This window comes from Kitasatospora sp. NBC_00039 (genome assembly GCF_045160625.1).
GTDB lineage: Bacteria > Actinomycetota > Actinomycetes > Streptomycetales > Streptomycetaceae > Kitasatospora.
In genome coordinates this window covers 2837052-2850905 of the sequence record NZ_CP108289.1, presented here as the reverse complement: position 1 = coordinate 2850905, position 13854 = coordinate 2837052, and the positions used below count along the sequence as shown (strand labels likewise).

The following is a 13854-nucleotide window of genomic DNA, read 5'->3' as shown; positions in this document are numbered from 1 at the left end:
CGGGTGGTGAATGGGCGGAGAGAAGGTCAGTGGGGCCGGCGGGCGGGCACCAAGGCCCGGCACAGGCGGGTGAGCGGGCCGGGCGACTGCCCCGGGGCGGGGCCGCGGAGCCACTGCTCCAGGGCCCGGCGCTCGTCCGGGCCGAGCCCGCTGCCGTCCCGGGGCGGGTCGTTGTCCAGCGCCCAGGCGGCGAAGGCCCGGGCGTCGGCGCGGTAGCCGCCGGTCTGCGGGCGGGTGCCCGCGTAGGCGAGGAAGAGCGGTCCGTACTGCCGGCCGAGCAGCCGGCGCAGCTCCGGCGCCACCTTGGCGGCGGTGTCCCGGCGCTTGGCGGCCAGGCCGGCGGACTGGGCACGGACCTGGGCCGGGTCGAAGCCGGGCGGTACCGGCCCGCCGGCCACCAGGGCGGCCAGCAGCTCCTCCTGGCGCCGGGCCAGCCGGGCGCGGGCGGCGTCGGGCTCCACGGGCTCGGACCGGTCAGCCATCGCGCCGGGCCCCGTCCAGCACACGCCGGATGGCGTCCAGTTCGGCGGCCAGTTCGGCGGGCGGCGGGAAGTCGGCGTCCCGTTCCAGCAGGACGCCGGGCGGTGCGACCCGCGCGCACAGCTCGGCCAGCACCTCCAGCACCGGCTCGGTGACGGGGTGGGCGTGGGTGTCGTGCCAGACGCCGTCCACCAGCTGTCCGCCCGCCACGTGGACGTAGGCGAGAGCCTCCAGCGGCAGGCGGTCCAGCTCGGCGGCCGGGTCCACGCCGAGGTTGACCCGGTTGGTGTGCAGGTTGGCGACGTCGATCAGCAGCCGGACGCCGGTGCGTTCGACCAGTTCGGCGAGGAACTGCCCCTCGGTCAGCTCGTCGTCCGGCCAGGCCAGCTGGGCGGCGATGTTCTCCAGCGCCAGCGGCACCGGCAGCTGGTCCTGGGCGATCCGGACGTTCTCGGCGATCACCTTCAGCGCGTCGCGCGAGCGTGGTACCGGCAGCAGGTGCCCGGCCTCCAGGCCGCCGGCCCGGACGAACGCCAGGTGCTCGGTGACCAGCGGCGAGCCGAGCGCGCCGGCGGCCTCGGCGAGCCTGCCGAGCCGGGCCGGGTCGGGCCGGTCGGCGCCGCCCAGGCCCAGCGAGACGCCGTGCGGGATCACGGTGACGCCGCGCGCCCGCAGGATCCGCAGCGACTCGGGCAGGTGGCCGGCGCAGACGTTCTCCGCGACCACCTCGACCCAGTCCAGGCCCGGCTGGCGCTCGACCACGACGTCGATCTCGCTGCGCCAGCCGAGGCCCACGCCGAGCGTGGTGGCCCGGGTGCCGCCGCCCCGGGCGGCGAGGTCACCCCAGGCGGGCGCGGTGCCCTTCACGGGCGCTTTCAGGGCAGGGGAGGTCATCGGTGCGCCCCCTTCGGAGGGCTGGGCGGGGAGCCTTCGGTCGGCGCGGACGTCGTCGGCAGGGCCGGACCGGGCTGTTCTGCTGAGGATGTCCCCGGGCGCGGCGGCTGCCAAGCCTCACCCGGTCTTCTCAGAGCATTATTTGAGCTTGCCGGCCCGGTGGTGAGGGACCTTGGTCCCCTCCGGAGCACGGACCGGCAGGTGGGGGCGGCATTACGGAGGCGAACCGCCCTTGTGGGGAGCTACCGTGACGCACCCTATGAACACGCTGACGATCCGTGACTTCCGCCCCGCCGACGCCGAGGCCGTGGCCGCCGCCCACCAGCGCGGGCCGTGAGCACCTGGTGCTCACCCCGGAGGTGTTCCGGTGGATGGACGCCAACACCCCGCCCGGGCAGCACCACCGGACCTTCGTCGCCGAGGTCGACGGCCGGGTGGCCGGTGCACTGCGCTGCGGCCTGGTCACCGGTACGACGACCAGGGGAGTCGGCTACGCCAACGGCAGCATCCTGCCCGCGTACCGGCGGCGGGGCGCGTTCACCGCGCTGCTGGCCGCCGCCGAGGCGCACCTGGCCGAGCACGGCGTCGCCGAGGTGCACAGCTGGGTGGACGAGGAGCCGGGCTCCCTGCGGTTCGCCGCGAACCGGGGCTTCACCGCCGGGCGGACGGCCCACTTCGCCGGCCGTGACCTCTCGCTCCCGCTCCCGGCCGCCCCCGCGCTGCCGGCCGGTGTCGACCTGCGCCCGGCGGGCGAGTGGGCGGACAACCCGTACCCGATCTTCGTCGTCGAGGCGGACGCGGTCCGCGACGAGCCGGGCGAGGTCGAGATGGACGCCGCCGACTACGAGGAGTTCCTCAACGGCGCCTGGGCCCGGCCGGACTTGGACCGCGAGCTGACCGTCGTCGCCGTCCTCGACGGCGAGCCGGTCGCGTTCAGCGCGGTGCAGACGGACGGCGTGGACCGCTACTGGTCGGCGTTCTCGGCCTGCCGGCGGGACTCGCCTGGTGTTCTACGGGGCATCACCTCACGGCAGACAGTTCGTGCCCGAGTCGTCCGTGCGGGGGATGGTATGGAGATCCTGCTTCAGGTCCTGGTCGGGTTCGTACCGGCTGTGATCGGTTTTCTCGCAGCCCGTTCCCTCGCCCGCGCCCGGCTCTTTCTCCGCTACGGCTTCCTCCGTGCGCTGCTGGCGCCGTACAGCCGGGTGCAGATCATCACCCCCAGCATCGAGGTGGCGGAGTTCGCCTTCGCCAAGGACGGCCGACGGCTGACCAGCCGGGGGCCGAAGAACGTCCTCTTCATGCCGATGGCCGAGGCGCGGGCGATCGCCCAACTCATCGACCTGCTGCGGAAGGTCAACCGGAAGGCGACGATCGAACTGGTCGCGGCCGGTTCGCAGGACCCGAGGATGCCGACGTTCTCGATCGGCGGCCCGAGCGTCAACCCGTACTCGGCGACCGTGCTCGGCGCCGCGTTCCCGGACTTCTGCATCGAGTACCCGGAGGCGGCCCGGGCCCGGTGGGGCGGGATGACCTTCGAGGCGCAGTACAACGCCGCGGACGAACTGATCCGGGACCACGGCTTCGTCTTCGTGACCCGCACCTCCCGGCACGCGCCGTGCATCGTGGTGTGCGGGGTCTTCGCCTTCGGCTCGGCGATGGCGGTGGAGGCGCTGGCGGCCGCGGGCCGGAAGTCGCCGCTGGCGGCGCTGTTCCGCAGCGGGGAGAAAGGATTCGTCGCGGTGGAGGGGCGGGTCATCGGCCTCGACACCGTGGACGTGACGGTGGAGGTCTGCCGGATCCTGCCGGCGGCGTGACGGAGAGCCGTGCGGGCGCGGCGGGAGGATGACCGGCCTCCTGCTTCGCCGGCTGGCCGGCCTGGCCGGCCTCCTGCTTCGCTGGCCGGCCCCGTCCTGCCTCGAGACGAAGCGGCCCAGGACCGTGCCGGTGCGAAGTCGGACAGGTCGGGACGCTCCGGGGCGGGAAATGGCTTGAATCGCAGGGGTTTTGCTCCACACCTGTCACATCATCGGCATAATCGCGCACATGACGACCAGCCGCGCGAACGTGAGCGCGATTGCCGAGGACCTGTACGTGTGGCTTCCGCCCAAGCGCGGCTGGGGGCTGGCCAACTGCGGGCTGCTGGCCTCGCCGAGGACCGCGCTCTGGATCGACACGCCCTACGACCCGTCCCTCGCCGCGGAGTTCCTCGCGGAGAGCCGGCAGCGGCTGGCCGACGGCGTGACCGTCGACCGGGTCGTCGTCACCCACGCCAACGGGGACCACCTCTGGGGCGCGGGCGTGCTCCCGGACGCCGAGGTGATCGCCACCCGCGAGGCGCTGGGCCACATCCACTACGAGCCGACGCCGAAGCAGCAGCACGCGCTGGTCTCGGGCAGCGACCCGGGGTCGCTGCTCGGTGGCTACCTCCGGCGCCACTTCGGCCAGTTCGACTGGTCGGCGACCGAGCCCGTCCACCCGCACACCGTCTTCAGCGGCGAGCTGGAGCTCCGGGTGGGGAAGTACCCCGTGCAGATCACCGCGCTGGCGTCCGCGCACACCGGCGGCGACCTGATCGTCCACCTGCCGCACCAGCGCGCGGTGTTCACCGGTGACGTGATCTTCGGCTCGACGCCCGAGCAGCCCGGCGACCACCCCTCGCACTGGGCCGGCCCGCTGGAGAACATCGTCGGCGCCTGCGAACAGGCCCTGGCCACCGGCGCCGAGATCTTCGTCCCCGGCCACGGCCCGGTGCTGGACCGCGCCGGGGTCCGGGACCACATCGCCTACCTCGCCCACGTCCGCGAGCGCGCCCACGCGCTGCACGCCGCCGGGATACCCGCGCTGGACGCCGCCCGGCGGATCATCGCCGAGCAGCGCCACTCCGAACTCGGCCTGCCCGAGCGGCTGGTGCTCACCGTCGCCGCCGAGTACCGGCACCTGGACGGCAGCGAGGTGCCGAACGTCCTGGAGGCGATGAGCCAGGTCGCCCTGGTGGCCAAGGAGCTGGACGAGGACGCCGGCCGCCCGCCGCGGCCCCGGCAGGACGCCCCCGCCCCCGTCTGACCCGGCGCCCGCGCCGATCCGCCCCCAGCCCCCTTCGTACGAGGACGTCCGAGGACTTCGATGATGCAGATCGCGCTGCTCGCCCTGGCAGTGCTCGCGGTCGCCGCGCTCGCGGCTGCCGGTGTCCTGGCCCGCCTACGGACCCGTGCGCTCGCCCGGGCCGCCGCCGCCGAGACGGCCGCCGCCCACGGCGAGGAACGTGCCCGCGCCGCCGACGGCCGGCTGGCCCGCGGCGAACAGCAGCTGCGCGAGGCGCAGGCGGTCACCCGCCGGGCCACCGAGGAGGTGCAGCGCACCGAGACCCGGGCGCTGGCCGCGGAGGGCCGGGCCCGCGAGGCGGACCAGCGCACCGCCGAGGCGGAGCACCGCGCGGCCGAGGCCGACCTGCACGCCCGCGCGGCCGAGGACCGCACCGCCGAGGCCGTCCGGCGGGCCGCGGAGGCCGACGAGCGGGTCCGTGCCCTGCTGGCCGAGGTCGGCCACCTCGCCGCCGAGCGGGTGAGCGCCGCCGCGCTGCGGCTCATCCACCCCAACGCGCCCGCCGACGGCGCGCTGGACCCGCAGGCCGTCGGACCCGAGGCCGTGCGGGTGCTCCAGGCTGTCCTGGACGCCGCGACCACCGCCGTCACCGACGAGCGCGAGCGGGTCGACGCCGCCGCCCGGGCCGCGATGCGCGGAGCCACCTCCAAGATCCAGACCCTGCTGTACCAGATCCAGAGCCTGGTCCAGCAGCTCCAGCACGACAACGACGACCCCCGGCTGCTGGAGCTCGACTTCCGCAACGAGGTCGCGCTGCGCCGGATCCAGACCATCGCCGTGCTCTGCGAGGCCTGGCCCGGCCTGGCCCGGACGGACTCGCCGCTGGCCGAGGTGGTGCTCGGCGCGCTCTCCCGGGTGCCCGGCTACGCCCGGATCAAGGTGGCCAACCACCTGCGGGAGAACCGGCTGGCCGTGGCAGCCCGGGCCGCCGAGCCGCTCGCCATCACCATCGCCGAGCTGCTCGCCAACGCCACCGCGTACTCGCACCCGGAGACCGACGTCCCGGTCACCGTCCAGCAGGGCGGCCGCGGGGCGCTGGTGATCATCGACGACAGCGGCATCGGCATGGAGGAGGACCAGCTGCGCCGCGCCCGCCGGCTGCTGGCCGGCCCGCCCGAGGTGCTGCTCACCGAGCTGGGCAACCCGCCGAAGACCGGCTTCGCGGTGGCCGGCAAGCTGGCCCGTCAGTACGGCTTCGCCTGCCACATCGAGCCCTCGCCGTACGGGGGCATGCGGACCATCGTGCGGATCCCGGCCGGGCTCCTGACCGTGGTGGACGAGGAACAGCAGCTCTCGGTGCTCACCCCGCTGCCGCTTCGTGCCGGGACGGGGCCGGCGCCCGCGCCGACCGTCCAGGTGGTGCCGGCGCCGCGCGCCGAGCCCGGTGGCCGGACCGGGCACGACGTGCCGGCTGGGCACGGGCTGCCGCCTCGGCACGCCGCGCCGGCCATGCACGTGGTGCCGCCGGTGCACGACGTGCCGTCCGACGGCAGCGGCCTGCCCAGCCGGCGCCGGCGCCAGCCGCTCGCCCAGCAGCCGGCCGGCGCCCAGGCCGGCGGGGCCGTCGAGGGCGTGCCGGACGACACGCTCACCGGCCCGGCCGGCCGGACCCCCGAAGAGGCCGCCGCCCGCTGGCAGGCGCTGCAACAGGGCACCGGCTCCGGACGGGCCGCCGTCGCCCGGGCGGCGGCCCCCGACGGCGGGCAGCCGGACGCCCCGCACCCGGACGCCCCGCACCCGGACGCCCCGCACCCGGCCGCCCCGCACCCGGACGCCGAGCGTGCGGACGGCCCGGCCCCCGCCGCCGGCACCGCCGACCGCACCGGCCCCGGGGCCGCCCGCACGGGCCCGACCGGCCACCGCCCCGCCCAGCCCTCCGAAGGAGCCGAGCAGTGAGCAGTACGCCCAGCCCTACCGCCAGCGATGAGATCTCGTGGGTACTGACCCCGTTACTCGAGCTGCCGGGTGTCCTGCACGCGGTCATCGCGACCGGTGACGGCCTCGTCGAGGGCGCCTCGGACGGCCTCGGCCGCGCCTCCGCCGAGCGGGTCGCCGCGATGACGGCCACCGTGCACGCCGCCGCCCGCGCGTTCACCACCGCGTTCACCGACACCGAGCAGCCGCGGCTGGCGCAGACCGTGGTCGAGTCCGACCTGGGCTTCGCCATCGTCGTCCCGGCCGGCGAGAACACCTCGCTGGCCGTGTTCACCACCTCGGAGGCCCAACTCGGCAACGTGGCCTACCAGATGCAGGTCCAGGTCGCCGCCCTGGGCCACGCCCTGGCGAGCCCGGCCAGGCGGCAGGACGCCAGCGCGCGGTCATGACCGCCGTACCCCGCAGGCGGATGGTCCCCGCCTACCTGGCCACCGGAGGCCGGACCCGCCCCGGCACCGAGGGCTTCGAGCGGCTCACCGTGCTGCACGCCACCGGCGCCGAACCGCCACCGGCCCTGCAGGACCTGGAGGGCGAGCACCGGCGGCTCTGGGAGCTGCTGCAACCCGGCGCACTGACCGTGGTGGAGGCCGCCGCCCACCTGAGGCTCCCGGTCAGCGCCACCGTCTTCCTCGCGGCCGACCTGGTCGAGGCGGGCTGTCTCCGCGCCCGCGCCCCGATCCCCCGTGCCCAGCAGACCGACCGCTCCATCGTCGAGAGGCTCCTCGTTGGACTCCGCACACTCCGGTAGCGCCGGGGGCCCCGGCACCCCGGTCGGCGGCTCCGGCACCCCGGCCGGCAGCCCCGGTGGCCCCGTCGGCGGCCAGGCAGACAGCCGGTCCCGGACGGGCCGCGTGGGCTACCTGCCCGACCGGGACCAGACGCTGATGAAACTGGTCGTCGCCGGCCCGTTCGGCGTCGGCAAGACGACGCTCATCCGCACCCTCTCGGAGATCCCGACCCTCCACACGGAGGAGGCGATGACCGAGACCGGGGCCCCCGTCGACAGCACCGCGCTGCCACCCGGCAAGGCCACCACCACGGTGGCGGTGGACTTCGGCCGCCTCACCCTGCCCGGCCAGGTGGTGCTCTACATGTTCGGCACCCCCGGCCAGCGCCGCTTCTTCCCGCTCTGGCAGGACATCGCCCGCGGCGCCGTCGGCGCCCTCGTCCTGGCCGACACCCGCCGGCTGGCCGACTCCTTCGAGATCATGGACATGGTCGAGGAGCAGGGCCTGCCGTACGCGGTCGCCGTCAACCGCTTCCCCGACGCGCCCGCACACCCCGTCGAGGTGCTCCGGGCCCACCTCGACCTGCACGCCGACACCCCGCTGGTGCTCTGCGACGCCCGCGACCGCGGCGCCAGCCTGGACGCGCTGATCGCGCTGGCCGAGCACGTCCTGCACGGCCTGCCCGCAGCACCCGACGCCGCCCCGGAGCAGCCGTGACCAGAACCGACACCACCAGCAGCACCACCGGCACGGACGCCGACACCGCCAGCAGCACCGACACCGGCGCCGCCACCGCCGTGCGTGCCACCGCCACCGCCGTACGCGCCACCGGCACCGGCCCCGTGCGCGCCGCAACCGCGCCCGCCGACAGCGGCCCCGTCCCGATCCACGGCCCGGCGTTCGCCGCCGACCCGCAGCTCGTCTACGACCGGCTGCGCCGCTACGGCCCCGTCGCCCCGGTGGAGCTCGCCCCCGGCGTCGAGGCCCTGCTGGTCACCGACTACCAGGCCGCGCTGGACCTGCTCCGCGACACCGACACCTTCTCCAAGGACCCGCGGGCCTGGCAACAGACCGTCCCGCCGGACTCCCCGCTGCTGCCGATGCTCGGTTACAGCCCCAGCGCCTTCTTCACCGACGGCGCCGAGCACGCCCGCTACCGCCAGGTGATCACCGACGGGCTCGCCCTGCTCGAACCGCACCTGCTCCAGCGCCGGATCACCGAGGTCGCGCACCTGCTGATCGACGCTTTCGCGGCCACCGGCTCGGCCGACCTGATCGCCGAGTACGCGCGCCGGCTGCCGCTGTTCGTCTTCAACACCTGGTACGGCGTGCCGGAGGAGCACAGTGCCCGGCTGGTGGCCGGTATCGCGGACATGGTCGGGTCGTCCGAGAAGTCGGTCGCCGCCTACATGGACCTCGTCTCGGTGGTCACCGCGATGGTCGCCGAGCGCCGCGTGCGGCCCCGGCACGACCTGACCTCCTGGTTCCTCACCCACCCGGCGGGGCTGGACGACGACGAGGTGATCCGCCAGATCACCCTCATGATGATCGCCGGGCACGAACCGACCGCCAACCTGATCGGCAACGCGCTGCTGCGGCTGCTCACCGACGCCCGCTACGCCGGCTCGCTGTTCGGCGGTGCGATGACCGCGCACCAGGCGATCGACGAGGCGCTCTGGCACGAGCCGCCGATGGCCAACCTGTCCGCCCACTACCCGCGCTACGACGTCACCTTCCACGGCCGCGAGATCCCGGCTGGTTCGCTGGTGCTGGTCTCCTACGCGGCCGCCAACTCCCAGGCCGCGCCGCCCATCGACGGCACCGAGCTGGGCAGCGGCCACTCCGCCCACCTGGCCTGGTCCGCGGGCCCGCACGCCTGCCCGGCCCGCGACCCCGCGCTGCTGATCGCGATCACCGCCATCGAGCAGCTGACCAGCCGCCTCAGCGACCTCGAACTCGCCACCCCGGCCGAGCACCTGCTCTGGCGCCCGGGCCCCTTCCACCGCGCCCTGGTCCACCTCCCGGTCCGCTTCCAGCCGGTCCCCGGGTAGCGCGGAGGCCCGGGAACCGGACCGGTTCCCGGGCCTCCGGCACGCGGGGTCAGGCCTCCTCGGCCGGCTTCAGCGTCAGCGAGATGCTGTTGATGCAGTAGCGCTGGTCCGTCGGCGTCCCGTAGCCCTCGCCCTCGAAGACGTGCCCGAGGTGCCCGCCGCACGTCGCGCACCGCACCTCGACACGGCGCATGCCGAGCGTGGTGTCCTCGATGTACTGGACGCGGTCCCCGGCGAGCGGCGCGTAGTAGGACGGCCAGCCGCAGTGGCTGTCGAACTTGGTCTCCGAGCTGAACAGCTCGGTGCCGCAGGCCCGGCAGCTGTAGACGCCGACCGTCCTGGTGTCGGTGTACTCACCGGTGAAGGGGCGCTCGGTGCCCGCCTCGCGGAGGACGTGGTACTCCTCCGGCGTGAGCTGGGCGCGCCACTCGGCGTCGGTCTTCTCGATCTCGTAGCTCATGACAGCGCACTCCCGGAGGCGGTGGACTCAGACGTTGGTGGCAACGTTCGCGAGGTGCCCGAGGCTCCCCTTCAATTCTTCCAGGATGGCCGGCCCGAGGTTGGTGACGTCCCCCGCGCCCATCGTCAGCAGCAGGTCGCCCGGGCGGGCCAGGCCGGCCAGCAGGGCGGGGGCGGCGTCGAACGCGTGCTCGGCGGTGACGTCGGCACCGGCCCGCTTGGCCGCGTCGATGATCAGCTCGCTGGTGACGCCGGGGATCGGGTCCTCGCGGGCCGGGTAGATGTCGAGGACGACGGAGGCGTCGGCGAGGGCGAGCGCCTGGCCCATCTCCTCGGCGAGCTGCTGGGTGCGGCTGAACAGGTGCGGCTGGAAGACCACCAGCACCCGGCCCGCGCCCTCCAGACCCTCGCGGATCGCCTCCAGGTCGGCGGTCATCTCGGTCGGGTGGTGGGCGTAGGAGTCGATCACCTGGACGCCGCCCGCCTCGCCCTTGAGCTGGAGCCGGCGCCGCACGCCGGTGTAGGCGCCGAGCGCCTTGGCGAGGTCGGCGGCCGGGACGCCGAGCGCCACGCCGGCGGCCAGCGCGGCGACCGCGTTGTGGGCGTAGTGCCGGCCGGGCACCGAGACGGTGAAGGCGAGCTCGTCGCCGTCCAGCAGGACGGTGACCTCGCTGGTCATGCCGTGGGCGACCACCGACAGGACGCGGACGTCGGCGTCCTCGGCGGCGCCGACGGTGACGACGTTCAGGCCCTCGCGGCCGGCCACCCGGGAGGTCAGCTCGCGTGCACCGGAGTGGTCGGCGGAGACGACCAGGGTGCCGCCGGGGGTGATCCGGCCGACGAAGGTCTCGAAGGACTCGTAGATCTCGTCGATCGAGGCGTAGTTGGCGTGGTGGTCCAGCTCCACGTTGAGCACGATCGCCACCTCGGGCGCGTACTTGTGGAAGCTGCGGTCGCTCTCGTCGGCCTCGGCGACGAAGATCTCGCCGGTGCCGTGGTGGGCGTTGGAGCCGGGCGCGTCGAGGTCGCCGCCGATCGCGTACGAGGGGTCGAGGCCCAGCTCGCCGAGGGCGACGGCGAGCATGCTGGTGGTGGTGGTCTTGCCGTGGGTGCCGGCCACGGCCAGCGCCCGGCGGCCGCCCATCAGCGCGGCCAGCGCGTCGGAGCGGTGGACGACGGGGATGCCGCGCTCGCGGGCGGCGGCCAGCTCCGGGTTGTCGGCGCGGATCGCGCTTGAGACGACGACGCTGCTGACGCCCTCGGGCAGGTTCTCGGCGGCGTGGCCGATGTGTACGACGGCACCGAGCGCGCGCAGCGCCAGGACGGTCTCGGACTCCTTGGAGTCGCTGCCGGAGACGCCGGCGCCGCGGACCGCGAGGATCTTCGCCAGGCCGGACATCCCGGCGCCGCCGATGCCGATGAAGTGCGGGGCGTGCAGGTCGTGCGCGGCGTCGTTCAAGGCGGGGCTCCGTACGGGCGGGGGCAGGAACAGGGGACAGCGGGGTCGGACGTGCGAATCGTCCTCGCGGACGGGCCGCAAGGACGATTCTGCACCACCGGTGGCGGCCCCCTCGTGCCCGAGGGCGGGCAGGCAGGGAGGCTCAGGAGTCGCTGGCGAACAGTCGCAGCACCGGGACACCCACCTTGTGCCGGGCCTGGGAGGCCCAGTCGCGGTGGAAGAACTCCTCCACGAAGTGCGGCGAGGTGAGCACCACCACCTCGTCGGCCCGGTGCTCCTCGACCACCGTGCGCAGCCGGTCCAGCGGCTTCTCCTCGACCAGCTCGCCGACCGCCTCGGCCCCGGCCCGGCGCAGGTGGCGCAGGCTGTGCTCCAGCGACTCGCCGGCCACCGTCGGCTCGTCACCGGACTCGTCGTGCTCGCGCACCACCTTGTCGAGGTGGCCGAGCGCGACGTCGTCCAGCGCCCGCAGCAGCTCGTCCTGCTTGCCGCGCGGCTGCATCAGGACGACGAAGGACACCTTCTCGTCGCTGTGGAGCGTGGTGACCAGCTCCACATCGGCGTCGGAGAGCGCCTTTTCGATCATCAGTACCGTCTTGAACACGTGAATCCCTTCCAGTGGCCGGCCCCCGGGCCCCGGCATCGCATCCCATACTGCCCGGCGGAAGCTTTCCGCACGCTGCCCACCCGTCACACGGGCCACGCGGACGAAAGCTCCCGAACGGGATCGGGATCACGCTCCGGGGATCACGGGGTCGGCGAGGCCGAGTGCGGGTGAAGACGCAGGTAGCGGGTGAAGAGGAATCCTTTCTGCTCGATCAATGAGACCAGTCGCATCCGCTGCACGTCAGGCATTTCCGCATCGTGGATGATGCGCGGCGCGTCGCCGGCCGTGATCAACGGAGCCAGCGACAGGCACAGCTCGTCCAGCAGCCCCTGGGCCGCCAGCTGTCCCAGCAGCCGCGGGCCGCCCTCACTCAGCAACCGCGTCCAGCCCCGCCCGGCCAGCGCCGCGACCGCCGCCCGCAGGTCCACCGAGCCCTTGCCGGCCACCACCACGTCGGCCACCTCGGCCACCGCGCGCCGGCTCTCCGCCGGGGCGTCCTCCGTGGTGATCACCACCGTCCGCACCAGCGGCTCGGTGAACAGCGGCGCCGCGAGGTCCAGCCCCAGGGAGCGGCTGACCACCGCGATCGCCGGGGCCGGGGCCTGCCCGGCCGCCCGGCGCGCCGCGGCGAACTCGGCCCGTGCCCGGCCCGGGCGGTAGCCCTCGGCGCGGACCGTCTCGGCGCCCACCAGCACCACGTCCGACAGCGCCCGCAGCACCCCGAAGATCCGCTTGTCGGCGTCCCCGGAGAGCCCCTCCGAGAGCCCGTCCAGCCCGGCCCCGCCGTCCAGGCCGGCCACCATGTTGGCGCGCAGCCACGGGCGGCCGTGATTCACCTGGTCGGGGTACGCGTAGACGGCGGCGAGCGACTCCAGCGAGGCCGGATCGGCGAACGGCTGGGCCAGCGGGCTGATCAACTGATGCATACCGCCAGTCTTCCACCGGGCTCCACCGACGGCCCCGCCCTGAGCCGTGCAGGACCAGGCGTACCCTCTACTAACGTGCCCGCAGCAGCCCCACACCCCGACGCCGCGACCGTGACCGGGTCGATAGCCACCGCCCCCGTCGCGCTCACCGACCGGCGCCCCGTCGTCCCCGCCGAGCGCCTGGTCGCCGAGATGGTCCCCCCGCCTCGCTTCTCCGACGTGAGCTTCGGGACGTACATCCCGGACCAGACCCAGCCCAGCCAGTACGAGGCCGTGCAGGTGCTGGAGCAGTTCGCCGGCACGCTCAACAGCGGCAACGGCTCCGCCCCCCGGCGCAGCTGGTTCCGCCGCAGCGCCCCCGCGCCCACCGGCCCGGCCGGCGTCTACCTGGACGGCGGCTACGGCGTCGGCAAGACCCACCTGCTCGCCTCGCTCTGGCACGCCGCGCCCGGCCCCAAGGCCTTCGGCACCTTCGTCGAGCTGACCAACCTGGTCGGCGCGCTCGGCTTCCAGCAGGCCGTGCAGACCCTCTCCGGGCACAAGCTGCTCTGCATCGACGAGTTCGAGCTGGACGACCCGGGCGACACCGTCCTGGTCTCCACCCTGCTCGGCCGCCTGGTCGAGAACGGCGTCAAGCTCTGCGCCACCTCCAACACCCTGCCGGAGAAGCTCGGCGAGGGCCGGTTTGCCGCCGCCGACTTCCTGCGCGAGATCCAGGGCCTGTCCGCCCACTTCCGCCCGATGCGGATCGACGGCCAGGACTACCGCCACCGCGGCCTCCCGGACGCCCCGCCGCCGTACGCCGACGCCCACGTGGACGCCGTCGCCGCCCGCACCCCGGGCGCCTCGCTGGACGACTTCGACGCGCTGCTGGCCCACCTCTCCGCCGTCCACCCCAGCCGCTACGGCGCGCTGCTGGACGACGTGCGGGCGGTCTGCCTGCGCGGGGTGCGGCAGGTCGACGACCAGTCCACCGCGCTGCGCCTGGTCGTCCTCGCCGACCGGATGTACGACCGCGAGCTGCCGATCACCGCCTCCGGGATCCCCTTCGACCAGGTCTTCCCGGAGGAGATGCTGCGCGGCGGCTACCGCAAGAAGTACCTGCGGGCCGTCTCCCGCCTGGTCGCCCTGGCCCGGGACAGCGCCAAGGCCGGCGCCGGGGACCGCGCGGAGTAGGCACCGGCTGTCAGTGAGGGGTCGTACGGTGGAC

General features: G+C 74.6%; 12 protein-coding genes and 1 pseudogene. 8 read left to right on the top strand and 5 right to left on the bottom strand.

What is annotated here, in order from left to right:
• Positions 1–26: 26 nt before the first annotated feature.
• Positions 27–1374 (bottom strand): annotated as a pseudogene (locus OG286_RS12735) (DUF692 family multinuclear iron-containing protein).
• Between the two features lie 371 nt (positions 1375–1745).
• On the opposite strand from OG286_RS12735, the gene OG286_RS12730 reads away from it, so the two are divergent.
• From OG286_RS12730 to OG286_RS12700, 7 genes are all read left to right on the top strand, one after another.
• The gene (locus OG286_RS12730; RefSeq protein ID WP_396320543.1) at positions 1746–3191 is read left to right on the top strand and encodes a GNAT family N-acetyltransferase; all 1446 of its coding nucleotides are present in this window, start codon (positions 1746–1748) and stop codon (positions 3189–3191) included.
• Between the two features lie 229 nt (positions 3192–3420).
• Positions 3421–4440 (top strand): MBL fold metallo-hydrolase, encoded by a 1020-nt coding sequence (locus OG286_RS12725; RefSeq protein ID WP_405361592.1) that lies wholly within the window; start codon positions 3421–3423, stop codon positions 4438–4440.
• 60 nt (positions 4441–4500) lie between these two features.
• Positions 4501–6375 (top strand): ATP-binding protein, encoded by a 1875-nt coding sequence (locus OG286_RS12720; protein WP_405361594.1) that lies wholly within the window; start codon positions 4501–4503, stop codon positions 6373–6375.
• Positions 6372–6803, top strand: a complete 432-nt coding sequence (locus OG286_RS12715) for a roadblock/LC7 domain-containing protein (protein WP_396320540.1) — start codon at positions 6372–6374, stop codon at positions 6801–6803. The genes OG286_RS12720 and OG286_RS12715 overlap by 4 nt, the downstream gene beginning before the upstream one ends.
• Positions 6800–7162, top strand: coding sequence for a DUF742 domain-containing protein (locus OG286_RS12710; protein ID WP_396320539.1), 363 nt, complete (start codon positions 6800–6802; stop codon positions 7160–7162). Before OG286_RS12715 ends, OG286_RS12710 begins: the two co-directional genes overlap by 4 nt.
• Positions 7163–7298: 136 nt before the next feature.
• Positions 7299–7859: a GTP-binding protein gene (locus OG286_RS12705; protein WP_396320575.1), complete on the top strand. Its 561-nt coding sequence runs from the start codon at positions 7299–7301 to the stop codon at positions 7857–7859.
• 125 nt (positions 7860–7984) lie between these two features.
• Positions 7985–9193 (top strand): cytochrome P450, encoded by a 1209-nt coding sequence (locus OG286_RS12700; protein WP_396320574.1) that lies wholly within the window; start codon positions 7985–7987, stop codon positions 9191–9193.
• A 49-nt stretch (positions 9194–9242) separates the two neighbouring features.
• Here the strand turns inward: OG286_RS12700 and msrB are convergent, their stop codons facing one another.
• The 4 genes from msrB to OG286_RS12680 all read right to left on the bottom strand — a co-directional run bounded on the left by msrB (position 9243) and on the right by OG286_RS12680 (position 12644).
• Positions 9243–9653 (bottom strand): peptide-methionine (R)-S-oxide reductase MsrB, encoded by a 411-nt coding sequence (gene msrB, locus OG286_RS12695; RefSeq protein ID WP_396320538.1) that lies wholly within the window; start codon positions 9651–9653, stop codon positions 9243–9245.
• 27 nt (positions 9654–9680) lie between these two features.
• Positions 9681–11111, bottom strand: a complete 1431-nt coding sequence (gene murC / locus OG286_RS12690) for a UDP-N-acetylmuramate--L-alanine ligase (RefSeq protein ID WP_396320537.1) — start codon at positions 11109–11111, stop codon at positions 9681–9683.
• A 142-nt stretch (positions 11112–11253) separates the two neighbouring features.
• The gene (locus OG286_RS12685) at positions 11254–11715 is read right to left on the bottom strand and encodes an indole-3-glycerol phosphate synthase (protein WP_396320536.1); all 462 of its coding nucleotides are present in this window, start codon (positions 11713–11715) and stop codon (positions 11254–11256) included.
• A gap of 143 nt (positions 11716–11858) precedes the next feature.
• On the bottom strand, positions 11859–12644 hold the full coding sequence (locus OG286_RS12680) for a dihydrofolate reductase family protein (RefSeq protein ID WP_396320535.1): 786 nt from the start codon (positions 12642–12644) through the stop codon (positions 11859–11861).
• A 75-nt stretch (positions 12645–12719) separates the two neighbouring features.
• Between OG286_RS12680 and zapE the strand changes: the two genes are divergently transcribed.
• The gene (zapE, locus tag OG286_RS12675; protein ID WP_396320534.1) at positions 12720–13820 is read left to right on the top strand and encodes a cell division protein ZapE; all 1101 of its coding nucleotides are present in this window, start codon (positions 12720–12722) and stop codon (positions 13818–13820) included.
• Positions 13821–13854: the final 34 nt, after the last annotated feature.

What these genes read in the sequence shown, in the direction of transcription:
- OG286_RS12730 (WP_396320543.1), top strand. Translation starts at nt 1,746, where the DNA reads ATGGACGCCAACACCCCGCCCGGGCAGCACCACCGGACCTTCGTCGCC.
- OG286_RS12725 (WP_405361592.1), top strand. Translation starts at nt 3,421, where the DNA reads ATGACGACCAGCCGCGCGAACGTGAGCGCGATTGCCGAGGACCTGTAC.
- OG286_RS12720 (WP_405361594.1), top strand. Translation starts at nt 4,501, where the DNA reads ATGATGCAGATCGCGCTGCTCGCCCTGGCAGTGCTCGCGGTCGCCGCG.
- OG286_RS12710 (WP_396320539.1), top strand. Translation starts at nt 6,800, where the DNA reads ATGACCGCCGTACCCCGCAGGCGGATGGTCCCCGCCTACCTGGCCACC.
- OG286_RS12705 (WP_396320575.1), top strand. Translation starts at nt 7,299, where the DNA reads ATGAAACTGGTCGTCGCCGGCCCGTTCGGCGTCGGCAAGACGACGCTC.
- msrB (WP_396320538.1), bottom strand. Translation starts at nt 9,653, where the DNA reads ATGAGCTACGAGATCGAGAAGACCGACGCCGAGTGGCGCGCCCAGCTC.
- OG286_RS12680 (WP_396320535.1), bottom strand. Translation starts at nt 12,644, where the DNA reads ATGCATCAGTTGATCAGCCCGCTGGCCCAGCCGTTCGCCGATCCGGCC.